This window comes from Thiohalorhabdus denitrificans, assembly GCF_001399755.1.
In the GTDB taxonomy this organism is placed as follows: Bacteria; Pseudomonadota; Gammaproteobacteria; order Thiohalorhabdales; family Thiohalorhabdaceae; genus Thiohalorhabdus; species Thiohalorhabdus denitrificans.
The window spans coordinates 201,228-226,744 of the sequence record NZ_LJCP01000010.1; the positions used below are offsets into that span (position 1 = coordinate 201,228).

General features: G+C 68.5%; 24 protein-coding genes and 1 tRNA gene. 8 read left to right on the top strand and 17 right to left on the bottom strand.

Translation table 11 applies throughout. The annotated features are described in order from the left end of the window. Positions 1-21: 21 nt before the first annotated feature. Positions 22-1,302 carry a nucleotide sugar dehydrogenase gene (locus AN478_RS07645; protein ID WP_082432950.1) on the bottom strand — a complete coding sequence of 427 codons (1,281 nt, stop codon included), beginning with the start codon at positions 1,300-1,302 and terminating at the stop codon, positions 22-24. A gap of 664 nt (positions 1,303-1,966) precedes the next feature. Here AN478_RS07645 and AN478_RS07650 point away from each other — a divergent pair. After that, complete coding sequence (locus AN478_RS07650; RefSeq protein WP_054966027.1) at positions 1,967-2,923, top strand: hypothetical protein; 957 nt, start codon at positions 1,967-1,969, stop codon at positions 2,921-2,923. Positions 2,924-3,008: 85 nt separating this feature from the next. On the opposite strand, the gene AN478_RS07655 is transcribed toward AN478_RS07650, so the two are convergent. From AN478_RS07655 to AN478_RS07675, 5 genes are all read right to left on the bottom strand, one after another. After that, positions 3,009-3,512 (bottom strand): peroxiredoxin, encoded by a 504-nt coding sequence (locus tag AN478_RS07655; RefSeq protein WP_054966028.1) that lies wholly within the window; start codon positions 3,510-3,512, stop codon positions 3,009-3,011. 71 nt (positions 3,513-3,583) lie between these two features. Continuing rightward, the gene (locus AN478_RS07660) at positions 3,584-3,862 is read right to left on the bottom strand and encodes a hypothetical protein (RefSeq protein WP_054966029.1); all 279 of its coding nucleotides are present in this window, start codon (positions 3,860-3,862) and stop codon (positions 3,584-3,586) included. 297 nt (positions 3,863-4,159) lie between these two features. Continuing rightward, positions 4,160-4,235 (bottom strand) — tRNA-Ala (locus AN478_RS07665). A 72-nt stretch (positions 4,236-4,307) separates the two neighbouring features. Next, positions 4,308-4,850, bottom strand: coding sequence for a hypothetical protein (locus tag AN478_RS07670; RefSeq protein ID WP_054966030.1), 543 nt, complete (start codon positions 4,848-4,850; stop codon positions 4,308-4,310). Next, on the bottom strand, positions 4,850-5,503 hold the full coding sequence (locus AN478_RS07675; protein WP_054966031.1) for a cytochrome b/b6 domain-containing protein: 654 nt from the start codon (positions 5,501-5,503) through the stop codon (positions 4,850-4,852). Before AN478_RS07675 ends, AN478_RS07670 begins: the two co-directional genes overlap by 1 nt. A gap of 145 nt (positions 5,504-5,648) precedes the next feature. On the opposite strand from AN478_RS07675, the gene hpnD reads away from it, so the two are divergent. The 3 genes from hpnD to AN478_RS07690 all read left to right on the top strand — a co-directional run bounded on the left by hpnD (position 5,649) and on the right by AN478_RS07690 (position 9,003). Further along, on the top strand, positions 5,649-6,512 hold the full coding sequence (gene hpnD, locus AN478_RS07680; RefSeq protein ID WP_054966032.1) for a presqualene diphosphate synthase HpnD: 864 nt from the start codon (positions 5,649-5,651) through the stop codon (positions 6,510-6,512). 17 nt (positions 6,513-6,529) lie between these two features. Continuing rightward, positions 6,530-7,288 (top strand): SDR family NAD(P)-dependent oxidoreductase, encoded by a 759-nt coding sequence (locus AN478_RS07685; protein ID WP_231627359.1) that lies wholly within the window; start codon positions 6,530-6,532, stop codon positions 7,286-7,288. A gap of 461 nt (positions 7,289-7,749) precedes the next feature. Continuing rightward, positions 7,750-9,003 (top strand): YeeE/YedE family protein, encoded by a 1,254-nt coding sequence (locus AN478_RS07690; RefSeq protein ID WP_054966033.1) that lies wholly within the window; start codon positions 7,750-7,752, stop codon positions 9,001-9,003. A 92-nt stretch (positions 9,004-9,095) separates the two neighbouring features. Here AN478_RS07690 and egtB read toward each other — a convergent pair whose 3' ends face one another. From egtB to AN478_RS07725, 7 genes are all read right to left on the bottom strand, one after another. After that, complete coding sequence (gene egtB, locus AN478_RS07695; RefSeq protein ID WP_054966034.1) at positions 9,096-10,367, bottom strand: ergothioneine biosynthesis protein EgtB; 1,272 nt, start codon at positions 10,365-10,367, stop codon at positions 9,096-9,098. 74 nt (positions 10,368-10,441) lie between these two features. Continuing rightward, the gene (locus AN478_RS07700) at positions 10,442-11,137 is read right to left on the bottom strand and encodes an endonuclease III domain-containing protein (protein ID WP_054966035.1); all 696 of its coding nucleotides are present in this window, start codon (positions 11,135-11,137) and stop codon (positions 10,442-10,444) included. Further along, positions 11,130-11,891, bottom strand: coding sequence for a pseudouridine synthase (locus AN478_RS07705; protein WP_054966036.1), 762 nt, complete (start codon positions 11,889-11,891; stop codon positions 11,130-11,132). The genes AN478_RS07700 and AN478_RS07705 overlap by 8 nt, the downstream gene beginning before the upstream one ends. Then, positions 11,884-12,519, bottom strand: coding sequence for an SMC-Scp complex subunit ScpB (scpB, locus tag AN478_RS07710; protein WP_054966037.1), 636 nt, complete (start codon positions 12,517-12,519; stop codon positions 11,884-11,886). Before scpB ends, AN478_RS07705 begins: the two co-directional genes overlap by 8 nt. Further along, positions 12,516-13,292, bottom strand: coding sequence for a segregation and condensation protein A (locus tag AN478_RS07715; protein WP_054966038.1), 777 nt, complete (start codon positions 13,290-13,292; stop codon positions 12,516-12,518). The genes scpB and AN478_RS07715 overlap by 4 nt, the downstream gene beginning before the upstream one ends. 19 nt (positions 13,293-13,311) lie before the next feature. Continuing rightward, on the bottom strand, positions 13,312-14,535 hold the full coding sequence (locus AN478_RS07720) for a tryptophan--tRNA ligase (RefSeq protein WP_054966039.1): 1,224 nt from the start codon (positions 14,533-14,535) through the stop codon (positions 13,312-13,314). Positions 14,536-14,545: 10 nt separating this feature from the next. After that, positions 14,546-15,229 carry a site-2 protease family protein gene (locus AN478_RS07725; RefSeq protein WP_054966373.1) on the bottom strand — a complete coding sequence of 228 codons (684 nt, stop codon included), beginning with the start codon at positions 15,227-15,229 and terminating at the stop codon, positions 14,546-14,548. Positions 15,230-15,492: 263 nt separating this feature from the next. Here AN478_RS07725 and AN478_RS07730 point away from each other — a divergent pair, with 263 nt between their 5' ends. Next, positions 15,493-15,867: a DsrE/DsrF/DrsH-like family protein gene (locus AN478_RS07730; protein ID WP_054966040.1), complete on the top strand. Its 375-nt coding sequence runs from the start codon at positions 15,493-15,495 to the stop codon at positions 15,865-15,867. A 93-nt stretch (positions 15,868-15,960) separates the two neighbouring features. Here AN478_RS07730 and AN478_RS07735 read toward each other — a convergent pair whose 3' ends face one another. From AN478_RS07735 to mfd, 4 genes are read right to left on the bottom strand one after another with little or no spacing between them, the layout of a single operon-like run. Continuing rightward, complete coding sequence (locus AN478_RS07735) at positions 15,961-16,650, bottom strand: CsiV family protein (protein WP_176758741.1); 690 nt, start codon at positions 16,648-16,650, stop codon at positions 15,961-15,963. After that, positions 16,647-18,356 (bottom strand): tetratricopeptide repeat protein, encoded by a 1,710-nt coding sequence (locus tag AN478_RS07740; RefSeq protein WP_054966042.1) that lies wholly within the window; start codon positions 18,354-18,356, stop codon positions 16,647-16,649. Before AN478_RS07740 ends, AN478_RS07735 begins: the two co-directional genes overlap by 4 nt. Before the next feature lie 24 nt (positions 18,357-18,380). After that, positions 18,381-19,553, bottom strand: a complete 1,173-nt coding sequence (gene serB / locus AN478_RS07745; protein WP_054966043.1) for a phosphoserine phosphatase SerB — start codon at positions 19,551-19,553, stop codon at positions 18,381-18,383. Between the two features lie 34 nt (positions 19,554-19,587). Then, positions 19,588-23,091: a transcription-repair coupling factor gene (gene mfd / locus AN478_RS07750; RefSeq protein WP_054966044.1), complete on the bottom strand. Its 3,504-nt coding sequence runs from the start codon at positions 23,089-23,091 to the stop codon at positions 19,588-19,590. Between the two features lie 192 nt (positions 23,092-23,283). Here mfd and ispD point away from each other — a divergent pair, with 192 nt between their 5' ends. The 3 genes from ispD to truD are packed head-to-tail and all read left to right on the top strand — an operon-like array spanning position 23,284 to position 25,510. Continuing rightward, on the top strand, positions 23,284-23,991 hold the full coding sequence (gene ispD / locus AN478_RS07755; protein ID WP_054966045.1) for a 2-C-methyl-D-erythritol 4-phosphate cytidylyltransferase: 708 nt from the start codon (positions 23,284-23,286) through the stop codon (positions 23,989-23,991). Beyond that, a complete protein-coding gene (ispF, locus tag AN478_RS07760; protein WP_054966046.1) occupies positions 23,991-24,467 on the top strand; it encodes a 2-C-methyl-D-erythritol 2,4-cyclodiphosphate synthase in 477 nt (158 codons plus the stop codon). Before ispD ends, ispF begins: the two co-directional genes overlap by 1 nt. Then, a complete protein-coding gene (truD, locus tag AN478_RS07765) occupies positions 24,464-25,510 on the top strand; it encodes a tRNA pseudouridine(13) synthase TruD (protein ID WP_176758743.1) in 1,047 nt (348 codons plus the stop codon). Before ispF ends, truD begins: the two co-directional genes overlap by 4 nt. Positions 25,511-25,517 lie beyond the last annotated feature (7 nt).

The following is a 25,517-nucleotide window of genomic DNA, read 5'->3' on the forward strand; positions in this document are numbered from 1 at the left end:
AGGACGGCGGGGCCCGTCCTCCTACAGGCTCCAGTACACCGTTTCCGGGGGAAGGGTGGCCGGCTCCAGGCGGGCCTTGAGGTCCACCAGGACCCCGCCGGCGGCAAGGGGGGCCAGGAGCTCCCCAGGGGCCATCTCCTGATAGGTCCGGTGGGGCACCGCCAGGATCATGGCGTCCACCTCCGGCCACTCCTCCCGGTCCATGAGCTCCACGCCGTACTCCTCCCACGCGGCCTGCGGGTCGGCCAGGGGATCGGAGACCAGGGTCTGGACGCCGAACTCGGCCAGCTCCGCGATAATGTCGGGAACCCGGCTGTTGCGGATATCCGGCACGTTCTCCTTGAAGGTCAGGCCCAGAATACCCACCCGGGAGCTTTTCACCCGCCGGCCCGTCTGGATCAGCAGCTTCACGACCCGCTGGGCGAGGTACTCTCCCATGCCGTCGTTGACCCTGCGGCCCGCCAGGATGACGTGGGGGTGGTAGCCGACGGCCTCCGCCTTGGCCGTAAGGTAATAGGGGTCCACGCCGATGCAGTGCCCGCCCACAAGGCCCGGGGAGAAGGGCAGAAAGTTCCACTTGGTGCCCGCCGCCTCCAGGACCTCGTTGGTGCGCACGCCGATGCGGTCGAAGATCAGCGCCAGCTCGTTCATCAGCGCGATGTTCAGGTCCCGTTGGGTGTTCTCGATGACCTTGGCCGCCTCGGCGGTCTTGATGGAGGGTGCGCGGTGCACTCCGGCCGAGACGATGGCCCCGTAGGCGGCGGCCAGGCGCTCCAGGGCCTCCTCGTCCTCCCCGGACACCACCTTCACGATGCGATCCAGGGTGTGCTCCCGGTCTCCCGGGTTGATCCGCTCCGGGGAGTAGCCGAGCTTGAAGTCCACCCCCTGGCGAAGCCCCGAGTGCTCGGCGAGGATGGGCCCGCAGCACTCCTCCGTTACCCCTGGGTAGACCGTGGACTCGAAGGCCACGAGGTCTCCTCGGGAGAGCCTCGGCCCCAGGGTGGCGCACGCCTGCCGCAGGGGACGCAGGTCCGGCTGGTGGTTGCCGTCCAGCGGAGTCGGAACCGTCACCACGTACAGGGTGCACCGTTCGAGGTCGTCCGGGTCGGCCGTGAACGACAGGGAGGTTCTGCCCAGTTCGTCCTCGTCCACCTCCCCCGTCTCGTCCCGTCCTTCCCGCAGCGCGGAGATGCGCCGCGAGCTGATGTCGAAGCCCACGGTGTCCTCGAACTGCCCTGCGAAGCCAAGGGCGACGGGTAATCCCACGTAACCCAGGCCCACCACGCCGATCCGTTCTTCCAAGGTCTTCCCCTTCCCCCGCATCCGCGACAGGTCAGCGGATCGGGATGTATGACAGCCTATCCCGGGCCCGATGCAGGCCCCTATTCCGTCTTCATAGCAGCGGCCGGGGAGAGCCGGGAATGGCGATTCCCGTTGGACTTGACCGGCCGGGCTGGTACCCGGCGGGAGGGGGTAATGCCGTTCTTAGGGATTCGGTGCTCGGAGACTACTCAGGCTACTGAAAACGAGGGGATCAACCCGGGAAATGACCCGAAAAATGGGGTTTGCTCGTACCGGCGGAGGTAAGACCCTGACAGGAAAATTCCTATACAGACGGACAGACCCTCCATGGTTGTAAAATGGTCTTTCGCTCCTCTGGTAACCTGCCAATTCCATGGGTTTTTTGGCCCTTTGCAGGAGCAGGCCCGTCCCTATCTCCGGGCGGCGGATCTTAGGAAGAAGACCATACGGACGACGCTTTATCACCTTTCCTTTTCGTCCCTCACGCATGCATCCGGGTCCCGTACGGCCAGCCATGCCCGTTTTTCAACCGCGTCTGCCCGCCAGTAGGGGGTGGGCTTGGCTAGGCTTTGCCTTGTTCCTGGTTATGGGGAACGTGGGCATGGCGGATCCGTTATTGGGCTCCCCGGAGCCGTCCCCATCGGCCTGCCCCTGGTGGGCGGCAGTGGAGACCGAAGGACAGTCCCAGGATCCCGATGGGGTAGGGGAGGAAAGCCCCGAGGGCGGGGAGAAGAATCAGCTGGCCAATGCGCTGGATAACACCCATGCCTCCATCACCCGGGGCCTGGAGTACACCGTGCGGCAAGTGGACGCCTTTTTCGCCAACGAGCGCGTCTTCGAGGAGGCAACCGACAGCTATCTGCAGATGGAAGGTTCCGCGGTCTGGAGCAAGCGGGGAGGTACCCGGTTCGGGGGGGACATCAAGGCCCGTGCCGAGCTGCCGCGCCTGGAGAGAAAATGGGCCTTGCTCTTCGAGTCCGACGGGGAAACCACCAGCGGGGAGGATCGGGACGGGGTGCAGAGACGCCCGAAGGAGGTGGTGGAGCAGAACGATTACTTCCTTTCCGTTCAGCGCCGTCTCAACGGGGATTCCGAGTGGGATATCCGTCCCTCGGCCGGGGTCAAGGTGAAGTACCCCCCGGATCCCTTTGCCCGTCTCCGGGTCTATCGATACTTCGATATGGGGGCCTGGCTCGGCCGGGCCTCGGGAGACACCTCCTGGTTCGTCTCCGATGGCTTCGGCGCCGGGGTCCAGTGGGACCTGGATCGTGCCCTGGGCCGCACCATGATGTTCCGGGCCACAACCTCCTTCGGGTGGCAGGAGAAGAACGATTATTACAAAGGGCAGCAGAAGCTCACCCTGTTTCATGACCTAAGCGACCATGACGCCTTCGCCTACGAGGGGGGCATGGTCTTTACGGACGAGGAATCCTGGGCCGCAACCGAGTATTTCGTTCGGGCCGATTACCGGCGGGAGCTGACCCGGAGGTGGCTCTACCTGGACATTACCCCGGAGGTGTCCTTTCCGCGCTCCCGGGGATTCCGGGAGGAACGGTCCCTGACGGTCACCCTGGGCGTCATCTTCGGGCGGGAGTACCTACGGCGGTCGGAGGGGAGGTAGGCGCCTTGCGGTCCCCGGAAGGGGAAGAAGGGTTAATTCCTTTTCGGTGCAAGCCCATTCGGGGGGAGCAGCACCCCCGGACCGGTCAGGCTCGACGGGCCTGCAATTCCCGCAGGGCCGACACCAGTTCCCCGCCGTGGCCCGTGGGCTTTACCCGGTTATAGATCCGGGCAACCCGCCCCTCCGGATCGATGAGAAAGGTTCGGCGCTTGGGGAAACGTATGGGGCCGAGGGCGAACAGGGCACCGTAGGTCGCGGACACCTCTCCATCCCGGTCGGCGAGAAGGGGGAAGGACAGGCCATGCCGACCGGCGAAGGCCGCGTGGCGTTCCGGAGGATCCATGCTCACCCCCAGAATTTGTGCCCCCAGCTCCTGCAGCGGGTCCCCAGCATCCCTCAGGCTGCAGGCTTCCCGGGTGCAGCCCGGGGTGTTGTCCCGGGGATAGAAGTACAGCACTACCCAGCGGCCCCGAAATTCCTGAAGGCTCCGGGGCTGGCCGTCCTGGTCCGGGAGCCGGAAGTCGGGCGCGGCTTCCCCTTCGGCGGGCGGGTGGGAGCGGGAAGTATGAGGGGCCTTGAACGGGTTCATGGGGCCACCTTACAAGATGGCTGGGGCCTGGGCCATCGTAGGCTTCGAGAGCCAAACATCTTCCTGGCCGATCAGCTGTCCACGGGCTCGACCACGATTCCTCCCATGCGGGCCTCGTCGGCCCAGCACCGGGTGGAGCCGATGTAGCAGGTGTGTCCTGGGGCATCCGCCCCGGTATCGCGGTAGACGGCTTGGAAACCGCCGGTCGGGGACACGTTGGCGAAGCCCAGGGGCCTTCCTCGCTCGTCCGTGGCTTTTTCGACGCAGGCTTCACAGATGTGATTCGGGTACCTGCTGGAAGCCGGTAACGGCGTCCCGCAGATCGGGCATTCATGGTCCAGCTCGGACATCGGTCTCTCCGGGGGTTTTGGAGGCTGCCGGCGGGTGCCGTGTTAGCGCAGGATGATGCTTTCGCTCTCCCCGGGTACGGAGCCCGTCCGGGGGCGTGCGAACGGAGTGGGTTTCCTTCCGTATCTGGCGCGGAACCAGGAGCTCTCTGTTCTTCCCCTCCGTACGAGACCGTGAGGGGCTCCGTTACGATCCTCTTACCCTTCCGGGGGTGTGACAAGAGGGTGACAGGGCGGGAAAACGAAAGAAAAAGGGCTTGCGGCGATAACCGCAAGCCCTTGATTCGGCGGGTTTTCGAATGGTGGAGCCGTGGGGAGTCGAACCCCAGACCTCCAGAGTGCGATTCTGGCGCTCTCCCAACTGAGCTACGGCCCCGCGGCGGGCGAAAGCCCGCTCAGGAGCCCGATACTCTAACGGAAGTGCCGGCCCCCTGCAAGCTGCGGATGTCTATGCCTGCACCTGCGGACGCAGCCCGATGAGCGCGGCGATGCCGGCGATCAACAGGCCCGCGAGGAGGGCGATGGGCCCGATGCCGGTGCCGAGCACGGTCATGGCCCAGCCCTGGTCGAAGATGACGCCCAGGTAGAGCATCCCGGAGTGGAAGACCGCCGCGATGAGGAAGAGCCAGCTGATCACCTGCTTGAGCACCGATGGCACCGCCAGGAACATCAGCAGGATGCCGATGACGATGTTGGCCATGGACTCCAGGTTGCCGTGGGCATGGGGGCCGCCCTTGATGGCGTTAACATTTTCCTCCTCAACGTTGAGGAGGTTGTTCAGGGCCATGAGGGCCTCGCCGGTTACGACGGCGGGCTCTTCGGCCATCATGAACTGGCTCTGGATCTGCTGCTCCAGTTCGGAGAACTTTTCCGATTTCTCGGCCGTGGCCTCGGCCACGGGTCCCGCCATGTTGCTGCTCATGAGCAGGCCGAGGGCGGCGGTGGCGACAAAATAGATCAGCCCGAATACGATATTCTTCTTGCCTTCCATCAGCGGATCTCCTCCTCTTGCTGGGCTTCGGGGTGCTGCTCGAGCTCTTCAGCGGTGAAATGCTTCCGGCCGTGGATCATGGCGGAGACCAGGGAGCGGCCCTCCGTCAGCTCATGCAGGGCCACCATGGCCAGGTGCAGGATCACGAAGGCCAGGATGATCCAGAAACCGATCTCATGGATCTCCTCCCAGGCCTCGCCGAGCTCGACGGAGCTGGTGAACATGGTGGCCCCGGTGACCACCTGGCTGATCCCCACCACCAGGAAGGCGGCGTAGGCCAGACCCGCCAGGGGGTTGTGGGCCCGATAGAAGGGGGCGGTGCCTCGGAAACCGCGGAGGTAATGCCGTGCGGTGGCGGTTACGGCGCCCCACTGCGCGGCGGTGTGTGGGAGAACGTCCCGCCACGAGCCGCTGCCGGGGGCGAGAAACAGCCACAGGATGCGCGCGAGGAGGCCCGCCCCGAAGATGTAGCCGACCGTGGCGTGGATGGTTACCAGGCTCTCTTCCCCGCCTTCGGAGAGCCCCAGGGAATCCTCGGCCAGGATCACGCCGCCCAAGGCGAACTGGATCAGCACTGCGATGGCGATCCACCAATGGAGGATGCGGAGAACCGGATCCCACACGCGGCGCCCGTACAGCGGGGTATCTTCCATTGGAACTCCTTGAGACGGGAAGGGAAATCGATTCAGCGAGTATACGCAGAAGGAGTCCTGGATTGTCCAGACAATCTGGACGGCGGGGGGGAGGAGGGCTACCATTGCCGCCATTTCCACCCGCCCCACGGCAGCGCAGCGCCCCATGAGCCCCCACGAATATTGCGCCGAGAAGGCCGCCTCAAGCGGCTCCAGCTTTTATTACGCCTTCAAGTTCCTGGCCCCCCGGAAGCGTGAGGCCATCCAGGCCCTGTACGCCTTCTGTCGGGAGGTGGACGACGCGGTGGACAATGTCTCCGATCCCGCCGCGGCCACGGCCCGTCTGGCCTTCTGGCGGGGCGAGGTTGAGGAGGTGTTCGGCGGGCGGCCCCAGCATCCGGTGGGCCAGGCCCTTGCCGAGGCGTCGCAGCACTTCAACCTGGAGAAGGCCTATTTCCACGAGATCATCGACGGGGTGGAGATGGACCTCACCACCCAGCGGTACGAGTCCTTCTCCGACCTCCAGCTCTATTGCTACCGGGTGGCGTCGGTTGTGGGCCTGCTGTCCATCGAGATCTTCGGCTATAAGAATCGGGCGACGCGCCGGTACGCCCACAAGCTTGGGCTTGCCTTCCAGCTCACCAATATCCTGCGGGACGTGGGTGAGGACGCCGGGCGCGGCCGCATCTATCTGCCCCAAGAGGACTTGCGGGCCCATGGGGTGGCGGAGAGCGACATCCTTGCCGGGAGGCCTTCCGAGGCGTTCTCCCGCCTCATGGAATTCGAGGGCCAGAGGGCCCGGGACTTCTACCGCCAGGCCCTGGAGGAGCTCCCGGAGGAGGACCGCTACAACCAGCTGCCCGGGTTGATCATGGCGGCCATCTACCGCCAGACCCTCCAGGAAGTGCTAAACGCCGAGCAGAGCGTACTGAGCCATGAGATCCGGCTGACGCCGCTGCGCAAGTTCTGGATCGCCTGGAAAACCTATCGACGGGAGCGCAAGCGGGCCAAGCGCGCTGCCAAGCAATGAACGGTCAGGAGGACGAAGTGGCAGGGGAGACAGGAACGCCATCCGCGCCGGCCCTGGAGGGTCGGGTTTACCTGGTTACCGGGGCGGGCGCCGGGGTGGGGCGGGCTGTGAGCCTGGCCTTCGCCGCCGCCGGGGCCACCGTGGTCCTGCTGGACAAGGAGGTGTCCCGGCTGGAGGCCCTCTACGACGAGATCGAGCAGCAGGGCCATCCCCAACCGGCCATCTTCGCCGTGGACCTGGCCGGGGCCCAGCCCGAGGACTACGCCCGCCTGGCGGATACCATCGAGGAAGAGCTGGGCCGGCTGGACGGTGTGGTACACGCCGCGGCCATCCTGGGCGCCCTGACCCCGCTGGAGCAGTTCTCCCCCGAAACCTGGGAGAAGGTTCTGCGGGTGAACCTGACCGCGCCCTTCCTGCTCACCCAGCCCCTGCTACGCCTCCTCCGGCAGGCCGAGGATCCCACGGTGACCCTCGTCAGCGATGAGGTGGGTGGGAAGCCCAGGGCCTACTGGGGGGCCTATGGCGTCTCGAAGGTGGGGCTCGAAGGGCTGGCCCGCATGCTGGGAGAGGAGACGGAGCAGGCCGGCGTCCGCGTCAACGTTGTGGAGCCGGGCGCAGTCCGTACCGCCCTGCAGGAGGAGGCCTACCCCGCCGTCGATCCGGCCCAATGGCGGGATCCCGCCGACTTGGCCCCCTTGTTTCTGGAGCTGGCGGCCCCAACCGAGACGCCCCGTCGGGGAGAGCGCGTGGGTCCGGATGATCCCCTAGCCGGGTAAGCCCGTAAGTGGTTTGCCTACCAGGCCGGCGCCTTTCGCGCCGGCCTTCGTAATTTTCAAACCCGCCTTTATGCCCTCTGCGCGCGTAATCTTTCTGCCCCACCGGCATGAACGACTACACCGCGCGCCGTGCCAAACCGGCCACCGTGGCCTCCCCCCTGTCCAGTTTGGCCCAGGTTCCCGGGAGGGGGGAGAGGGATGTTCCCCATATGGTACGGCGTTAGATATGGTATGGGGATTGCAGAAAGGGACCCGTCTCCGGATGGGGACGGTGCCGGTCTCCCGTACGGTCCGGCCCTGCGGGCGGCTACCGCGGGGTCCCTGCTGCATTGCCGGCATCGGCGGCATTCCCGACCAGGGTCGGGTGGGGAATGCCGACGGGCACACCGGACGCAGCCGTTATCGAAGAGCCCTGGTCGGGCGGGTTCGAAAACCCAACGGATGGTTTTGAGGTAAAAGCAATGGATCTCACCCTAACCCAAGAAATCCTCCTCTGGGGGTTCCTGGTGGCCGTAGTGATGGGCGCGGTCGCCAACAAGACCAACTTCTGCACCATGGGTGCGGTGTCGGACTGGGTAAACATCCAGGACACCGGCCGCATGCGCTCCTGGATCTTCGCCATGGCCGTCGCCATGGCCGGCGTCATGCTGATGGGCGTAACCGGGGTCATGGACCCCGCCATTACGGCGATCGGCTCCGGGCAGGCCGACCCGTTCACCGGCCTGAGCACCTTCCCGCCGTACCGGAACGGCAACTTCGTCTGGCTGGGCCACCTCGTGGGCGGCCTGCTGTTCGGCATCGGCATGACCCTGGGCAGCGGCTGCGGCAACAAGACGCTGGTCCGCATCGGCGGGGGTAACTTCAAGTCGGTGGTGGTGCTGGTGTTCATCGCCCTGGGCGCCTACCTGATGATGTTCCACGCCCCCACCCAGCGGATCCTGCAGGTGCCGATGAGCTCCGTGGCCGTGGACCTGCAAGGCCTCGGCGCCACCGACCAGTCCCTGGGCGGCATCCTCGGTCCCATCCTGGGCGCCTCCGCGAGCACCATGAATTACGTGCTGGGTACCATCCTGGTCATCGCCCTCCTGGCCTTCGCCTTCAAATCCCAGGATTTCCGCGGTCGCTTCAACAACATCCTGGGCGGTGGGGTGATTGGCCTGGGCGTCGTGGCCGCCTGGTACGTGACCGCCGGCCCCAAGGGCCAGGAGTGGATGGGCGAGCTGGCCATGGCCTCCGACAAGCCCGTGCAGCACGCCTCGGCCCAGTCCTACACCTTCATCTCCCCCGCGGGGGACTTGGCCCGCTGGGTGACCGAAGGCTTCGGCTCGAGCCTCCTGAGCTTCGGCCTCATGGCCCTGGCCGGCGTGATCGTGGGCTCGCTGCTGTGGTCCCTGGTGAGCCGCACCTTCCGCTTCGAGTGGTTCGCCTCCTGGAAGGACGCCGGCAGCCACATCATTGGCGGCCTGCTGATGGGCATCGGCGGCGTGATGGGCATGGGCTGCACTATCGGGCAGGGCGTGACGGGCGTTTCCACCCTGGCCCTGGGCAGCTTCCTGACCTTCGCCGCCATCGTGGTGGGCGCCGCCCTGACCATGAAGATCCAGTTCTACAAGATGGTCTACGAAGACGAGGCCACCTTCGGCAAGGCCCTGATCGCCGGCCTCGCCGACATGAAGCTGCTGCCCAACGGCATGCGCTCCCTGGAGCAGGTGTGAGGAGCGTCGCCACGCTTAGGCATCCTTTCTAGAAGCTCTAGTAGGTTGCTCGTGCCAGCCCCCGCCTTGCGGGGGCTTTTTTTGTCGGGGGCTCAGGAGGTTGAGCGGGCGAGGCGGAAGCCGGTGAAGGGCCAGCGGGCGTCGGTGGGGAAGAAGTTGCGGTAGGTCTCCCGGATGTGGGAGCGGGGGGTGGCGCAGCAGCCGCCGCGCAGGACCATTTGGTCGACCATGAACTTGCCGTTGTATTCCCCCACCGCCCCTTCCGGGGGCCGGTAACCGGGGTAGGGGAGATAGGCGCTTCCCGTCCATTCCCAGACGTCGCCGAGCATCTGGACCGGGGCCCGGCCTTCCCCGGGGGACGAAGCCGGATGCAGGAGGTTGTCCTCCAGGAAGGTCCCCGCGGGACCCGGCCGCTCCCGGGCGGCCACCTCCCACTCCGCCTCGGTGGGGAGGCGGGCCCCCGCCCACCGGGCGAACGCGTCGGCCTCGAAGTAGCTCACGTGGCATACCGGTTCGTTGGGGTCCACCGGGCGCCTGCCGTCCAGGGTGAAGACGGTCCACGAGCCGTCGCCGTCCCGGCGCCAGTATTGCGGCGCCTCCCAGCCCTCCTGCCGGAGCCGGGCCCAGCCCGCCTCCAGCCACAGCTCGGGGCGGCGGTAGCCGCCGTCGGCGATGAAGTCCAGAAATTCCCCGCAGGTGACGGGGCGGGAGGCGATCCGGAAGGGTTCCAGGAAGACCCGGTGCTGGGGTCCTTCGTTGTCGTAGTGGAAGCTTCCACCCGGATGGCCCAGCTGGCGGATTCCCTCGTCGAAATGGTGCCAGGTTATTGCGGGGGCCTCGTGCCCAGCGTGGGAGGGGGGATTCCAGTAGACCGGGTTCATGGGGTTGCAGCTGAACAGGTGCTTGAGGTCCATGAGGATCAGCTCCTGGTGCTGCTGCTCATGGTTGAGGCCCAGCTCCACCAGCCAGGCGATGGCCTCCCTTTTCGGGGAGTCCAGCAGGGCACCGATGGCCGCGTCCACATGGGCGCGGTAGGCGTAGACCTCTTCGAGGGCAGGCCGGGTCAGGAGCCCCCGCTGCGGGCGGGGATGCTGCTCGCCAATGCCGTTGTAGTAGGAATTGAAGAGCACCCGGTACTGTTCCCCAAAGGGCCGGAATCCCTCTTGATGGGCTTCGAGAACGAAGGTCTCGAAGAACCAGGTGGTATGGGCCAGGTGCCACTTGACCGGGCTGGCCTCGGTCATGGACTGGGCCAGGCAGTCCTCGGGGGAGAGCGGGGCACAGAGGGCCTCGGTGGTTTGGCGAATCCGTCGGTAGCGATCGGCGAGGCTGTCCGTGGCGGGGGCGTCTTTTATGCTCGTCATGGGATCCGGTTCCGTTTGGAGCAAAGGGCCAACCTGGATTCAAGGGTCTAGTTAGGCAAGTGGGGGCCGGGCGGTCAATCGGGGGTTCCGGAAGCGGGACAGTCCCCCCGCAGGGGGCAGGTACCGCAGCGGGGACGGGGCTTGCAGTAGTCCTTGCCCAGGGCAACCACCAGGGCGTGGTATTCGTTGAACAGGGCGCGCTCGGAGGGGAGGGCGGCGTGGAAGCGCTCCTGAACGTCTCCGTAGGAGAGGCCCGGCTCCAGCAGGCCCAACCGCTCGAAGATGCGTACGGTGTAGGCATCCACCACAAAGACAGGGTGGTCCAGGGCGTAGAGCAGAATGGAATCGGCGGTCTCCTCCCCGACTCCCTTGACCCGCAGGAGGTCGCTGCGGACGGCAGGGGTGGGGCGCGGGGCGAGGTGCCGGATATCCCCGTCCGGGCATTCCCGAACGAGGAATTCGCAGAGGGCCCGCAGGCGTCCCGCCTTGACGTTGAAGTAGCCGGCAGGGCGGATGAGGCCGGCCAGCCGCTCATGGGGGACCTCCAGGAGCGCCCCTGGGGTCAGGCAATCCGCGTCCTTGAGGTTGGCAATGGCGCGTTCCACATTGGTCCAGGCGGTGTTCTGGGTGAGAACAGCGCCCACAGCCACCTCGAAGGGGGTGTCGGCCGGCCACCAGTGCTGGGGACCGAAGGCCTCCAGCAGGGCCTCGTAGACCCCGGCGAAGGAAAGCCGCAGGCCGGGACGAACTTCGGAATCCGGCTCAGTCATCCTCGCTTCCCGGAGATCGGTTGGGTCTTCTGGACAGGTCCTTGAGGGCGGCCACTGCCTCGGCCCCCAGCTCCCGGTACTGCCCGGGCTTCAGGTCGCGGGGGAGGGAAACGGGGCCGTAGCGGGTGCGCAGAAGCCGGCTCACCGGGTGGCCCACGGCCTCAAGCAGCCGCCGTACCTCCCGCTTGCGGCCCTCGGTGAGCACCACCAGCAGATCGGCATGGCGGCCCCGGACGGGCAGGAGCTCGGCCCGGCGGAAGCGGGCCGGCCCGTCCTCCAGCTCCACCCCGGAGGCGAGCCGCCCTAGGGTTGCCTGGTCCGGAACGCCGCGCACCCGAACCCGGTACTCCCGCTCCACCTCGCGGGAGGGGTGCATGAGCCCGTTGGCCAGGTCCCCGTCCGTGGTGAGCAGCAGCAGGCCGGAGGAGTTCACGTCCAGACGGCCCACCTGGAGCCAGCGCCCGGTTGCAGGCTCGGGCAGGTGGTCAAAGATCGTGGGGCGGCCCTGGGGGTCGGAGCGGGTGCAGACCTCCCCCAGCGGCTTGTGGTAGGCCAGCACCCGGGTTTCCGGGTCGGCTTGGCCCTGCACCAGGGGTTTGCCGTCCAGGGCCACCTCGTCCCCGGGCGCTACGCGGTCTCCGGGTTGGGCCATGCGGCCGTTGATGGTTACCCGACCGCCGGCCACCCAGGCGTCGGCCTCCCGGCGGCTGGCCCATCCGGCGCGGGCCAGCACCTTCTGCACCCGCTCACTCATCCCCATCCTCCGGGCCGGAAGGTTCGGGATCCTCCTCCGGGGCCTCGCTCTCCGCGCCGGCAGCGCTGTCCAGGTGGGCGGCGAGGGAGGCCAGGTCCGCTTCCTCGACCTCCTTTAGGGGCGGCAGTTCGTCCAGGCTGTTCAGGCCGAAGTAGCTGAGGAACTGCTTGGTGGTGCCGTAGAGGGAGGGCCGGCCCGGGACGTCCTTGCGGCCGACCACCTGGACCCATTGACGGTCCGTCAGGGTCTTGAGCACCCCCGAGCTGAGGGTGACGCCGCGGATGTCCTCGACCTCCGAGCGGGTGGTGGGCTGGCGGTAGGCGATGATGGCCAGGGTCTCCAGCACCGCCCGGGAGAAGCGCGGCGGCCGGCTCTGGTGCAGGCGGTGGACCCAGGGGTTGGTGTCGGGGTGGGTCTGGAACTGGTAGCCGCCGCCCGTATCCACCAGGCGCACGCCGCGATCGGCGTACTCTTCCTGCAGCTCGGCGAGGACGCCCTCGAGGGACGCGCGGCCCGGCGCCGCTTCGTCGTCGAAGAGGCGCTGCAACTGGGCCACCGACAGCGCCTCCTGGGCGGCGAACAGGGCGGCCTCGATGATCCGGCGCAGCTTGTCGGTTTCCTCGGTCATGGCACGCGAATATAGAGGGGGTGCAGGGCTTCCACCTGGACCAGCTCGATCATTCGGCTCTTGGCCAGCTCGAGCAGGGCCAGGAAGGTAACCACCAGGCCCTCGCGGCCCTCCTGGCCGTCCAGGAGCTCGGTGAAGCGGTAGGCGGTGCCGCTCTCCAGCCGGGCCAGCACCTCGCTCATGCGCTGGCGGACGGTGAGCCCCTGCGGGCCCACTTCGTGCTCCTTGTGCAGCTCCACCCGCTGCAGCACCCCCTGGAAGGCCTCCAGCAGGTCCAGCAGGGAGGCCTCGGCCTGGGGGGTCTCCGCCGCGGGGTCCATGGGGGCGCGGGCCACGAAGAAGTCGCGCTCCTGGCGGGGCAGGCGGTCCAGGGCCTCGGCCGCCTCCTTGAAGCGCTCGTATTCCTGCAGGCGGCGGATCAGCTCGGTGCGGGGGTCCTCCTCCTCGTCCTCCTCGGCGGCGGGGGGACGGGGCAGCAGGATGCGGGACTTCATCTCGGCCAGGGTGGCGGCCATCACCAGGTACTCGCCCGCCAGGTCCAGACGGTTCTGGCGCATGAGCTCCACATACTGCATGTACTGGTGGGCCACGGCCTGGATGGAGATGACGGAGATGTCCAGCCGGTGCCGCCGGATCAGATAGAGGAGGAGATCCAGGGGGCCCTCGAAGGAATCGAGGAAGACCTCCAGGGCCTCCGGGGGGATGTAGAGGTCGTCGGGGAGCTGGACCAGCGGCTCCCCGTGGACCTTGGCGACGGCCTCGGCTTCGCTCATGCTCCTCCCCGCCGGCGGGTCAGCGGCCCAGCCCCAGGACGCCCCGCACCTCGGTGAGGGTCTCCTCGGCGATGCCCGCGGCCTGGCGATTGCCCTCCGCCACTAGCTCCCAGACCCGGTCGGGATCGGAGGCGAGCTGCTCGGCACGCTCGCGGATGGGGGCCTGCTCGGCCAGCACCGCCTCGATCACCGGCCCCTTGCAGTCGATGCAGCCGATGCCCGCGGTGGTGCAGCCCTCGTGGGCCCAGGCCTTCGTCTCCGCGTCGGAGTAGACCTGATGGAGCTCCCACACCGGGCACTTCTCCGGCGTTCCAGGGTCGGTGCGGCGGACCCGCGCGGGGTCGGTTGGCATGGTGCGGATCTTCTCCGTGACCTGCTCGGGGGCCTCCCGCAGGCCGATGGTGTTGCCGTAGGACTTGGACATCTTGCGGCCGTCGAGGCCGGGGAACTTGGCGTCGGGGGTGAGCAGGGCCGCCGGTTCGGGGAGGATCTCCCGGCCGCGCCCTTCCAGCTCGCCCAGCAGGCGCTCCCGGTCATCGCGGCCCAGGTTCTGCTGTTCCGCGAGCAGGGCCTTGCCCTGCTCCAGGGCCTCGGCGTCGCCGGATTCCCGCCACGCCGCGCGCAGCTTCCTGAATTGGCCGGCGGCCTTCTTGGCCATCTTTTTAATGGCGGCCTCCACCTTTTCGTCGTGGTCTGCCTCGCGGCCGTACAGCCAGTTGAAATGCCGGGCTACCTGCCGGGTCAGGTCCAGGTGGGAGAGCTGATCCTCGCCCACCGGAACCCCGTCGGCCTTGTAGATGAGGATGTCGGCGCTCTGCAGCAGGGGATAGCCCAGGAAGCCGTATGTGGCCAGGTTGCGGTCGGCCAGTTGCTCCTGCTGGTCACGGAAGGTCGGCACCCGTTCCAGCCAGGGCAGGGGGGTGATCATGGACAGCAGGAGGTGCAGCTCCGCGTGCTGCTTCACCGCCGACTGGACGAACAGCACCGCCTGCTCCGGGTCGATGCCCACCGCCAGCCAGTCCACCAGCATCTCCCGGGTGGCCTCGGGGATGCCGCGGGGATCCTCGTAGGTGGTGGTCAGGGCGTGCCAGTCGGCAACGAAGAAGAAGCAGTCGTTGTCCCTCTGCAGCTGCAGCCAATTCTTGAGGACGCCGTGGTAGTGGCCCAGGTGGAGCCGGCCGGTGGGCCGCATGCCCGATAGGATCCGCTTGCCTTGAGGCTGTTCCGGGGATGTCGTGGTCATGGTCGGTTCGTTATGAAAGGAATTGCAGCAGGGTCCGCAGGTCCATGCCCGCGAGGCCCATGAGGGAATCGGAAACGTAGAAGATGGGCCCGCCGATGACCAGGCCCAGGGTGCCGGTGAACAGCAGCACCAGCAGGATGGGCAGGCCGAAGGGCTCCAGGTAGGAGACCCAGTTGCTCGCCGGATGGGGCAGCAGGCCCGCCGCCACCCGCCCGCCGTCCAGGGGCGGGATGGGCACCAGGTTCAGGATCATGAGCACGGTATTGATCAGGATGCCCGCCGCGCCCATGAGCATGAGGGGCTCCCCGAGGTAGGCCATGTCCGGCAGCATGGCCAGCCCTACCGCCGTCACCACGGTCCACACCAGGGCCATGCCCAGATTGGCCATGGGACCCGCGAGGGCCACATAGACCATGTCCTGCTTGGGGTTGCGCAGGTTGCCGAAGGCCACCGGCACCGGCTTGGCCCAGCCGAAGATGAACGGCGAGCCCAGGAGCACGAGGAACGCCGGCAGGGCTACGGTGCCGATGGGGTCCACGTGCCGGAGCGGATTGAGCGTGAGGCGGCCCATGACGTAGGCCGTATCGTCCCCGAACAACCGCGCGACCCACCCGTGGGCCACCTCGTGCAGGGTGATGGCGAGCAGCACCGGCGGCGCCCAGATGACGATCTTCTGAATCAGGGTCAATTCCATCGCGGAAGTATAGGGGTTGGGCGTGTTGAGGGGCAAACCGGGGGCCGGGAAACCCACGTGTGCCATCGGGGTCAAAGGGGGGCCGCGGCCTGCTAGGGTGCCGTCCGGGATCCCCGGAGAGGAACGGGGTGACGGGGCTGATTTATGGGTAGATCAAAGATCCTGTTTGCCCCTGCAGTTCGCTTATGGAATTATCCCACAATTCTTAAATACCCCAGACGAACAGGCGACCGCATTCGCACGAGCGCCAGGAGGAGGGCCTCATGGAAAAGCTGCTGATGGTTATGGTGAACACGGACCCGCGCCACGGGTCCGAGCTGGGTGCGCCGTTCTTCCAGGCCACCGTGGCCGCGGCCATGGAGTTCGAGGTGGAGGTCGTCATGACCGGCGGCGCCGGCGAGCTGGCCAAGAAGGGCGTGGCCGAGAACCTCGTCGTTCAGGAAGGCAGCGACAAGACCGTCTATGACTTCATCAAGGACGCCCACGAGGCCGGCGTGAAGTTCATGGCCTGCACTCCCACCCTGGATCTGCTGGGCGTCGACAAGGACGGCCTGATCCCCGAGGTCGAGGAGATCGTGGGCGGCGCCTACGTCATCACCCAGGCGATGGACGAAGACACCTGCGTGATGACCTACTAAGGTCGACCTTCGCGGTGCAAAGACCCGCCGGCAACGGCGGGTCTTTTTTTGTCCTGTCGCAAGGAGCCGGACGCCGGAGCCCTGCCCGGGCGCTTACTCCAGCTGCTCGATGTGGGCGATGAGCCCGAAGCGGGGATGGTCGAAGTAGTAGTACCGGTCGGGCAGCAGGCGGCGGCTTTGGCGCAGGAAGTAATGGCGGGTATCCACCCCCCAGGGCATCCAGCGGCGGCGCTCGGTGAAGGCCAGTTCCACGGCGAGGTGCGCGTAGCGGCCCTTGTGGAAGGTCAGGGAGCCGCGAAGGCGATCGGCGACCCAGCTGGCGGTCCCGTTCCCGTTCGTGGGGTCACCGCCGAGGAGGGCCCGAACAGGCCGGTCGGCCACGCCGTCCAGGGCGGCGAAGCCCGGCCGGATGCTGGCCGGCCAGGACTCATCGAGGATCACGGGCGCGGCCTCCTCCTCGGGGACCGCGGGGGCCGTGAGCGTGCCTTGGGCCAGGGGTCGATAGTCACCGGCGCGGCGCAGCCGCTCCCATAGGGCCGCCATGGGGTTTTGGTCGGCGGGCACCTCGGCCGAACCGATCCCGTCGGCACGAAGCTCCAGCTTGTCCCCACGCGGGGGGGAGGCGAGCGCCGGATCGTCCCAGTAGTCCTGATGCTGGAACAGCAGGAGGCGGACCACGTAGGGGGACTCCTCCTGATCCGAGGGATCCTCGGCCACCGCCCCGGCCGGTCCCGTTACCAGGACCGCGGCCCCCGCCAGCATCGTCAGGACAAAGTGCCTCACTGTTCGCTCGCCTCGCTCTCTTCCGATTCGGTGTCCGCCGCCGGGTGGGCGGCGCCCTCCAGCCATTCCAGGAACGGTTCCGCCTCAGGGATTTGGTGCGTCCCGGAAAGGGCGCGCAAGGGCTCCACGCCCCGGCTGCGCACGGTCTCCGGGTCCCCGGCAAGGTGCAGGGCCCGATTGTACACCTCCGTTGCCTCGGCATGCCGGCCCTGGCCGAGGAGCGCGAGGCCGAGGGAGAACCGGGGCCCCGGTCGGTCCTCCTTCTGGGCCAGGGCTTGGCGGAAATCGGTTTCCGCCTCGTTGAAGCGGCCGGCCTGTAGGTTGATCCGACCGCGGAGCATCATGCCGTCCACGGAGTCGGGGGCTTGCTCAAGCAGGGCGCTGACGTCGTGAACCGCTCGCTCGAGGTTACCACGTTCGAGCTCCATCTCGGCCACCTCGCCGAGCAGGGCCGGATCATTGGGCTGGACCTGGAGGGCCTGGCGGTAACGCTCGCCGGCCTCGTCCCACCTTCCCAGCGCCCAGAGCAGCCGGGCATAGGCGCTCAGCAGGGGCGGGTCCTCGGGATTGGCCTCCAGCCCTTCCCGCAGGAGGCGCTCGGCCTCCTCGGGCTGCTGGCGGCGCGCCAGCAGATTGGCGTACTGCCGGAGGGCGCCCGGGTCGCCGGGGGACTGCTCCAGGGCGTGGCCAAGGACCTGCTGGGCCTCCTCCGGTCGGTCCAGGGATTCCAGCAGGTGGGCGTAATAGCGGGCAATATCGGCGCGCGCGGGGCCCGCCTCCAGGGCCCGCTTGTAGTGGGCCTCCGCCTCTTCCACGCGACCGGTGTGCTCCAGGATCCAGGCCAGGTTGGAGAGGCTGTCGGCGGTGCTGGGATGGCGGCGCAGAAGCTCACGGGCGTAGCGCTCCGCTTCCGCGTAGTTGGACTTGCTGTCCGCTTCCAGCATGGCGTAGTAGAGTTCGTCGTCGGTGAGCAGGTCCAGGCTGCGGTCGCTGACGGCCGTGGCCACCGTCTCCAGGTAGGCCCCCGCCTCGGGGGAAACCGGCGACTGCAGGTCGAGGTGCTCCTCGCGCAGCTTCTTCAGGGCGTTCTGCTCCTCCTCCACGGCCTGCTCGATCCGGGACCGCTCCTCGGTGAGGAACTCGTCGATGAGCTTGCGGGTGAGGCGGCGCGTCTCCTCCTTGTTTTCCTCCAGGATGGACTCGCGCGCCTCCTGGGCCACCTGCTCCACCTTCTCCGACAGGCTCCTGCTGAACTCCTCGCTGCGCAGGTGGCTGCTGGTGGCCCGCTCGATGATGTCGCGCAGCATGGTGTGGATGTAGCCGAAGCCGAACACGCCGAGCAGGATGAGCACGAAGGTCCCCACCCGCATGTAGAGGGCCAGGGTGGATTCCAGGCTGGAGGTCTCGTCGGCGAGGCGTTGGTCGAGGCCCTCGACGCGGGTCCCCGTCTGCTCGCGGATATGGGACAGGTCGCTTTCCAGCCGCGTGGTGCGCTCGCGGAGCTCCTGCACCTGGCGGCGCAGCTGACCGTTCTGCTCCCGCAGGATCTGGATGCGCTCCTGCAGCGCCCCCGACGGCCCGTTGGGGGCCCGGAGCTGGGGAAGCTCGGGGGCCTGCTGCGCCAGGGCGGAGGTGGGGAGCAGTGGCAGGGCGCCTGCCAGGAGCAGGGCGAGGGCGGCGTACAGGACCCGGAGCGTGGGCGGCAAGGCGATCCCTCCCGCAGGGATTGGTCAGGTTTCCGCAGGCTGGAGGAGCCCGTCGATTTGCGCGTCGGTGAGCCCCAATAGATACAGGGCCCCGTCCAGGGAGCTGTGGATGAGGTTGTAGGGGGCCCGTTCCCGCACCTTGGGCTTGGCGTGGAAAGCCAGGCCCAGGCCCGCCTCGGCGATCATGGGAAGGTCGTTGGCGCCATCCCCCATGACGATAAGCTGGTCCCGCGCAAGGCCCAGCCGGTCCCGGAGGGCGCGGAGATTGGCGGCCTTGCGCTCGCCATCCACGATGTCCCCCAGAACTCGCCCGGTCAGTTGGCCCTCCGATACCTCCAGCACGTTGGCGTCGGTGAAATCCAGCTGGAGCTCGTCCTTCAGGCGGTCGGTGAAGAAGGTGAACCCGCCGGACACCACGGCCACCCGGACCCCCATTCCCCGGGCGGCCTCCACCAGGCGCCGGGCGCCGGGGTTGGCCACAATCCTCTCCCGGTACACCGATTCCAGCACATCTTCGGGCAGCCCCTCCAGCATCTTGACCCGTTCCACCAGGCTGCCCTTGAAGTCCAGCTCGCCGTTCATGGCCCGCTCGGTAATGGCCGCCACCTGTTCCTTGACGCCGGCGTGCTCGGCGATCTCGTCGATGCACTCCACGGCCAGCAGGGTGGAGTCCATGTCCATCATCAGCAGGCCGGGCACCGCCTCCTCCTTCCGGGGCGGCAGCACCGCCAGGTCCACCCCCGCCTCCTCCGCGGCGGGGCGCAGGGCCCGGGTTAGCTGGTGGGGTTCGGCGGCGGGGCCGGCGACGGTCAGCTCCACGGCGGCGAAGCTTTCCGAGAGGGTACGCAGGCCGGTGATAACCAAGCCCTGCCCGTTCAGGGCCTCCGCCACCTCCCCCAGCCGGGCCCCGTCCAGGTCCCGGCCCAGGGCTACCGCTCGGTAGGAACGATCCCCCTCGAGGGCGGCGCGCCAGCCGTAGGCCGTGCCGGAGTCTGCCACGGCCTCGCCCAGGGTCCGGTCAAGCGCCTCCCCGGTGGGGTCCGGAAGGCCCTCCACGGTGGCCACCGCCAGGTGGAAGTCCCCGAACCGCAGGGTGTCGACCGGGTCGGCGAGCCGGTCGAGGCCCTGCAAAGCGGCGCCGGGATCGGACCCGGGCGCTGCGGAGAAGGCGTTGATCCGGTAGGCATGCTGGGCCATGTAGGGCTCCTGGAATGGGGTTTGGGGGGAGGGATCAGTCCGTCTGCGAGGCCGTCGTCGGGGTCTCCGGGGCCGCGTGGTCGCTGGCCAGGAGGGCCAGGAGCTGACGCACGCCCTCGATGCGCGCGGAAGACTCGCTCCAGTCCGCCTTGACGCGCAGCTCGCGGTCGCCGTGCAGGGCGTAGCGCTGGGGATCCTCCTGCAGCAGGGACACCAGGCGTTCCGGGCCCACCCGGGGCCGGTGGGAGAACACCACCCGGCCCCCCACGGGGCCCGCTTCCAGGCGCTCGATGCCAAGGGAGCGGGCCTGGAGCTTGAGCTGGGCCACCTCCAGGAGGTGGCTGGTGGAATCGGGCAGCCGCCCGAAGCGGTCCACGACCTCCTCGCGCAGGGCCTGCAGCGTCTCGCGGTCGGGGGCCGAGGCGATGCGCTTGTAGAGGACCAGACGCTCGTGGACGTCGGGCAGATAATCCTCGGGGATCAGGGTGGGGAGATGGAGGTTCACCTGGATGCCGTGGTCCTCTTCCTCCAGCTCCGTGTCCACGTCCACGCCGCGGCCCGCCTTGAGGTCCTCGATGGCCTCGTTCAGTAGCTCCACGTAGGTCTCGAAGCCCACGGCGTCGATGTGGCCGCTCTGCTCCTCGCCGAGGATCTCGCCAGCGCCGCGGATCTCCAGGTCGTGGTTGGCGATCAGGAAGCCCACGCCGAGGTCCTCCAGGGACTCGATGGTCTCCAGGCGCTTCTCGGCGTCGGCGGTGAGCCCCTGGCGGCTGTTCACCAGGAGATAGGCGTAGGCGCGGTGGCTGGAGCGGCCCACGCGGCCGCGCAGCTGGTGCAGCTGGGCGAGCCCGAAGCGGTCGGCGCGGTTGATAATGATGGTGTTGGCGCTGGGGATGTCGATGCCCGACTCGATGATGGTGGTGGTCACCAGCACGTTGAAGCGCTGGTGGTAGAAGTCGGACATGACGTCTTCGAGCTCGCGCTCGCGCAGCTGGCCGTGGGCCACGCGCATGGTGGCCTCGGGCACCAGCTTCTCCAGCTGTTCCCGGGTGCGCTCGATGGTGCGCACCTCGTTGTGCAGGAAGTACACCTGCCCGCCGCGCCGGATCTCGCGCAGGATGGCCTCGCGGATCAGGCCCTCGTCCCACTCGGAGACGAAGGTCCGCACCGCCAGGCGCTCGTCAGGCGGGGTGGCGATGATGGAGATGTCGCGGATGCCCGCCATGGTCTGGTTGAGGGTGCGCGGGATGGGCGTGGCGGTGAGGGTCAGCATGTCCACCTCGGCGCGCCAGCGCTTGAGGCGCTCCTTCTGGCGCACGCCGAAGCGGTGCTCCTCGTCCAGGACCACCAGGCCCAGGTCGTTGAAGCGCACGTCCTTCTGCAGCAGCCGATGGGTGCCCACGGCGATGTCCACCTTGCCTTCCCGGATCCCCTCCAGCGCCTGGTTGACCTCTTTGGTCGACTGCATGCGCGAAAGCAGCTCGATGCGCACCGGGTGGTTGGCGAAGCGGTCGCGCAGGCTGTCGTGGTGCTGCTGGGCGAGCAGGGTGGTGGGGGTGAGCAGGAGCACCTGCTTGCCCGCCTGCACCGCCAGGAAGGCGGCGCGCATGGCCACCTCGGTCTTGCCGAAGCCCACGTCGCCGCATACCAGCCGGTCCATGGGCTGAAGGGCCTGCATGGAGCCCAGCACCTCCTCGATGGCCTTCTCTTGGTCGGGGGTCTCCTCGAAGGGGAAGTCGGCGGCGAACTCGTGGTAGGCGCTGTCGGGAGCGGGGAAGGCGTAGCCCTCCTTGGCGGCCCGCTTGGCGTAGAGCTCCAGCAGCTCGGCGGCGGTGTCGCGGGCCTTCTTCTTGGCCCGGGCCTTGGCGCGGCGCCACTGGTCGCCGCCCAGCTTGTGCAGCGGCGCCTCCTCCTCCGCGGATCCGGTGTAGCGGCTGATGCGGTCCAGGGCGTCCACCGGCACGTAGAGCTTGTCGCCGCCGGCGTACTCCAGCACCAGGTAATCGCTGTCGTAGCCTTCGCCGCTGGGAAGCCGGGTGAGGCCCTGATAGCGGCCCACCCCGTGGTCCTCGTGGACCACCGGACTGCCGATCTCCAGCTCGCCCAGGTTGCGGATCACGGCCTCGGGATCACGCTGGCGCTTGCGGGCCTCGGGGCGCGGGGCGCGGCCGCCGAAGACCTGCGCCTCGGGGATCACGCGCACCGCCGGGTCCCGCAGCACCAGCCCGTGCTCCAGGCTGCCCACCGTCAGGGCAAGGTTGTCCGAGCGGGAGCAGAATTCGTCCCAGTCCGCCACCTCGTGGGGGATCAGGTGGCGCTCGCCGAGCAGCTCGCGCAGGGTTTCCCGGCGTCCGGCGCTCTCCGCCACCAGCAGGGTGGGGGTGTCGCCGTGCTCGGCGAGGAAGCGTGCCAGCTCATCGATGGCGGCGTGGCGCTCGCGGGCGGCGGGGAAGGCGTGCGGGGCCTCCACTGGGGCATCGAGCCCCGGATCCCCGGCGGGCTCCGGGGAAAGCTCCACCCGGGTGAGCTGGCTCAGCCGGGCCTCCACGGCCTCGGCGTCCAGGAACAGCTCCTCCGGGGGAAGCACCGGCCGCAAGGGATCCTTGGAGCGGATGGTGAAGCGTTCCCGCACCTCGCTGTCCCATTCCCGGGCGATGTCCTCCCGCCCGGACGGCAGGGCCACCAGCGCGGAGCGGGGCAGGTAATCCGCAAGGGTGGCGGTGCGCTCGAAGAACAGCGGCAGGTAGTACTCGATGCCGCCGGGGGCCAGGCCCTGGGATACGTCCCGGTACAGGGGGATGTTGTGGGGATCGCCCTCGAATCGTGCGCGGAAGGCGCTGCGGAAGTGCTGGATGCCCTCGTCGTCCAGCGGCACCTCGCGGGCGGGCAGTAGCCGCACCTCCTCCACCTGGCCGGTGGTGAGCTGGGTCTCCGGATCGAAATAGCGGAGGCTGTCGATCTCCTCGTCGAACAGATCGATGCGGATGGGCTGCTCGGTGCCCGCCGGGAACAGGTCCACGATGCTGCCGCGAATGGCGAACTCCCCGGGCTCCTTGACCTGGGAGACGGCCTGGTAGCCGGCCCGGTCCAGGCGCTCCCGGAAGGATACCGGGTCCAGCGTGTCCCCGACCCGGATCCACAGGGCGAAGCGGTCCAGGAACTCCGCGGGGGGCAGGGCCTGGGAGAGGGCGGCCCAGGGGGCCAGCAGGATCCCTCCGCCGCCGTTGTGGAGGTGGTAGAGGGTGGTCAGGCGCTGGTTCACCAAGTCCGCGTGGGGGGCGAAGGTGTCGTAGGGCAGGGTCTCGCCGTGCGGAAACAGGTGGACGTGGCCGCCCAGCTCGGAACCGCCGTAGAAGCGCAGCTCCGCGGCGAAGCGCTGCATCTGCGGTATGTCCCGGCAAACCACCAGGAGCGCCCCGTCGTGCTCCCGGTAGGCGGAGAGCAGGGCGAGGGCGGCGGAGCCCCCCTGCAGGTTGCCCCACGTTGTGGCTTTTCCCGATTCGGGAAGCGGCAGGCTAATGGCACAGGACCGGTGCATGGACGTTATTCGGTTCCGCTGGGTGAAGGTTTCGGGGTGATCGCAACGATACGGGGCGCCGCCCACCGGGACGGGCCCGGCGGGAAAAAGCCCCCATTTTCCCGCAACGACCGCATAAGCACAATGCGATCCGCCGGGCCATGGGCTATACTCCCCGTCCCATAGCCACGACCCGGAGCAGGACGGATTTCCTTGCCTGACACCAACAAACGCCGCGTTTGGGCGATCGTGCCCGGTGCCGGAATCGGCAGCCGTATGGGCAGCGAGCGCCCCAAGCAGTACCTGGAGCTGGCCGGCCGCACCATCCTGGAGCACACCCTGGAACGGCTGCTGGACCAGGAGGAGATCCACGCGGTGCTTCCGGTGATCCGTCCCGACGATCCCTATTGGCCCGAGGTGCGGGGACGCCTGGGTGCCCACCCCAAGCTGCTCGGCGAGGCCCCGGGCGGCCAGGAACGGGCGGATTCCGTCGCCAACGGCCTGGCGGCCTTGACCCATCGGACCACGCAGGACCTGGTTTTGATCCATGACGCCGTGCGCCCCTGCATCCGCGCCGAGGAGGTCCGCGCCGTGATCGCCACGGCAGGCGAGACCGGCGGGGCCATCCTGGCGGTGCCGGTGGCGGATACCCTGAAGCGGGTGGACGGGGAGGGCCGCATCGAGGCCACCGTGGACCGCGCCGGTCTGTGGCGGGCCCAGACCCCGCAGGTGTTCCCGGCCGGAATCCTGGAGGAAGCCCTGGAGGCGGCCCGGGCCCAGCCCGCGCCCGCCACGGACGAGGCCAGCCTGCTGGAGCGGGTCGGTTACCCGGTGCAGGTGGTGGCCGGCCGGGAGGACAACCTCAAGGTCACCCGGCCGGAGGACCTGGCCCTGGCCGAGCTCTTCCTGGGGGCGCGGTGATGCGGGTGGGGCAGGGCTTCGACGTGCACGCCCTCGTGGAGGGCCGTCCCCTCATCCTGGGCGGGGTGACCATCCCCTTCGAGCTCGGTCTGGCTGGGCACAGCGACGCCGATGTGCTTCTGCACGCGGTGTGCGACGCCCTCCTCGGGGCCGGCGGTCTGGGTGACCTGGGGCGCCACTACCCGGACACCGACGCCGTTCACGCCGGACGGGACAGCCGCGAGTTCGTCCGCGACGTGGCCGGCCAACTGGCCGCGGGCGGCTGGCGGGTGGGCAACGTGGACGCCACGGTGGTGGCCCAGCGGCCCAAGCTCGGGCCCTATGTGGGTGCCATGGAGGCCAACCTGGCCGGCGACCTGGGGGTGGATCCCGGCGCCGTCAACGTCAAGGCGACCACCACCGAGCGCCTCGGTTGGACCGGGCGCGGCGAGGGCATCGCCGCCATGGCCGTGGCGCTGCTGCTGCCCGCCTCGTGACCCCTGCACCCCCCGCGGAGGCCCTGCCTGCCGACCCCTGGCCCGTGGCCCATCCCGGCTTCCGCCCCCCGGGCCGGTTCCGCCTCGAGCCGAAGGACTTCCGCGTCACGGAGATCCTGCCCTTCGAGCCGGAAGGGGAGGGCCACCATTTCCTCCTCCGGGTCCGCAAGAACGGCGTGAATACCGATCGGGTGGCCAAGGACCTCGCCCGGTTGGCCGGCTGCCGGCCCCGGGACGTCGGCTACGCCGGCCTAAAGGACCGCCACGCCGTGGCCGTCCAGCATTTCACCGTGCCGGCGGGGAAAGTAGCGGACGACCCCCGGCAATGGGCCGGGCCGAGCTGGGTGGTAGAAACCGCGGAGCGGGCCCAGAAGAAGCTGAAGCGCGGCGCCCTCGAAGGCAACGCCTTCCGATTGCGGCTGCACCTGGCCCCGGCGGGCCGTGAGGCGGCCGCAGCCCGCTTCGAGCGGGTGCTTCAACGGGGTGTACCCAACTACTTCGGTCCCCAGCGCTTCGGACGGGGAGGGGGCAACCTGGACGGCGCGCGCCGCCTGTTCGCGGGCGAGGAGCACCCCGACCGTCGACTGCGGGGGCTCTATCTCTCGGCGGCGCGGAGCTACCTGTTCAACCGGATCCTGGCAACGCGGATCGGGGAGGGCAGCTGGGACCGCCTGCTGGATGGGGAATACGCCGTGTTCCCGGACGTGAACAGCGGCTTCGTGGTGACGAACCCCACGGTGGAGGCGGAACGCCTGCGCACCGGCGACCTGCACCCCAGCGGCCCCCTGCCCGGCGTGGACGGCGCCGGGCCCAAGGGGGTGGCGGCTGCCCTGGAAGACCGGGTCCTGGCGGGGGAGCCGGAGCTTCTGGAAGGGCTGGTGGCAGAGGAGGTGAAGGCGCACCGCCGGGCCCTGCGGGTGATCCCCCTGGACGGTTCGGTGGAGGCCGACGCCGAAGGCCTGTGGGTCGGCTTTCGGTTGCCGGCGGGGAGCTTCGCCACCGCGGTGGTGCGCGAGGTGATTTCCGTGGGGAACGGGGGGTAAGCGGTTC

Excerpts from the sequence above, each read along its gene's own strand:
- AN478_RS07655 (WP_054966028.1), bottom strand. The coding sequence starts at position 3,512 with ATGAACCCGTTCAAGGCCCCTCATACTTCCCGCTCCCACCCGCCCGCC.
- AN478_RS07660 (WP_054966029.1), bottom strand. The coding sequence starts at position 3,862 with ATGTCCGAGCTGGACCATGAATGCCCGATCTGCGGGACGCCGTTACCG.
- AN478_RS07670 (WP_054966030.1), bottom strand. The coding sequence starts at position 4,850 with ATGGAAGGCAAGAAGAATATCGTATTCGGGCTGATCTATTTTGTCGCC.
- AN478_RS07675 (WP_054966031.1), bottom strand. The coding sequence starts at position 5,503 with ATGGAAGATACCCCGCTGTACGGGCGCCGCGTGTGGGATCCGGTTCTC.
- hpnD (WP_054966032.1), top strand. The coding sequence starts at position 5,649 with ATGAGCCCCCACGAATATTGCGCCGAGAAGGCCGCCTCAAGCGGCTCC.
- AN478_RS07690 (WP_054966033.1), top strand. The coding sequence starts at position 7,750 with ATGGATCTCACCCTAACCCAAGAAATCCTCCTCTGGGGGTTCCTGGTG.
- egtB (WP_054966034.1), bottom strand. The coding sequence starts at position 10,367 with ATGACGAGCATAAAAGACGCCCCCGCCACGGACAGCCTCGCCGATCGC.
- AN478_RS07700 (WP_054966035.1), bottom strand. The coding sequence starts at position 11,137 with ATGACTGAGCCGGATTCCGAAGTTCGTCCCGGCCTGCGGCTTTCCTTC.
- AN478_RS07705 (WP_054966036.1), bottom strand. The coding sequence starts at position 11,891 with ATGAGTGAGCGGGTGCAGAAGGTGCTGGCCCGCGCCGGATGGGCCAGC.
- scpB (WP_054966037.1), bottom strand. The coding sequence starts at position 12,519 with ATGACCGAGGAAACCGACAAGCTGCGCCGGATCATCGAGGCCGCCCTG.
- AN478_RS07715 (WP_054966038.1), bottom strand. The coding sequence starts at position 13,292 with ATGAGCGAAGCCGAGGCCGTCGCCAAGGTCCACGGGGAGCCGCTGGTC.
- AN478_RS07720 (WP_054966039.1), bottom strand. The coding sequence starts at position 14,535 with ATGACCACGACATCCCCGGAACAGCCTCAAGGCAAGCGGATCCTATCG.
- AN478_RS07725 (WP_054966373.1), bottom strand. The coding sequence starts at position 15,229 with ATGGAATTGACCCTGATTCAGAAGATCGTCATCTGGGCGCCGCCGGTG.
- AN478_RS07730 (WP_054966040.1), top strand. The coding sequence starts at position 15,493 with ATGGAAAAGCTGCTGATGGTTATGGTGAACACGGACCCGCGCCACGGG.
- serB (WP_054966043.1), bottom strand. The coding sequence starts at position 19,553 with ATGGCCCAGCATGCCTACCGGATCAACGCCTTCTCCGCAGCGCCCGGG.
- mfd (WP_054966044.1), bottom strand. The coding sequence starts at position 23,091 with ATGCACCGGTCCTGTGCCATTAGCCTGCCGCTTCCCGAATCGGGAAAA.
- ispF (WP_054966046.1), top strand. The coding sequence starts at position 23,991 with ATGCGGGTGGGGCAGGGCTTCGACGTGCACGCCCTCGTGGAGGGCCGT.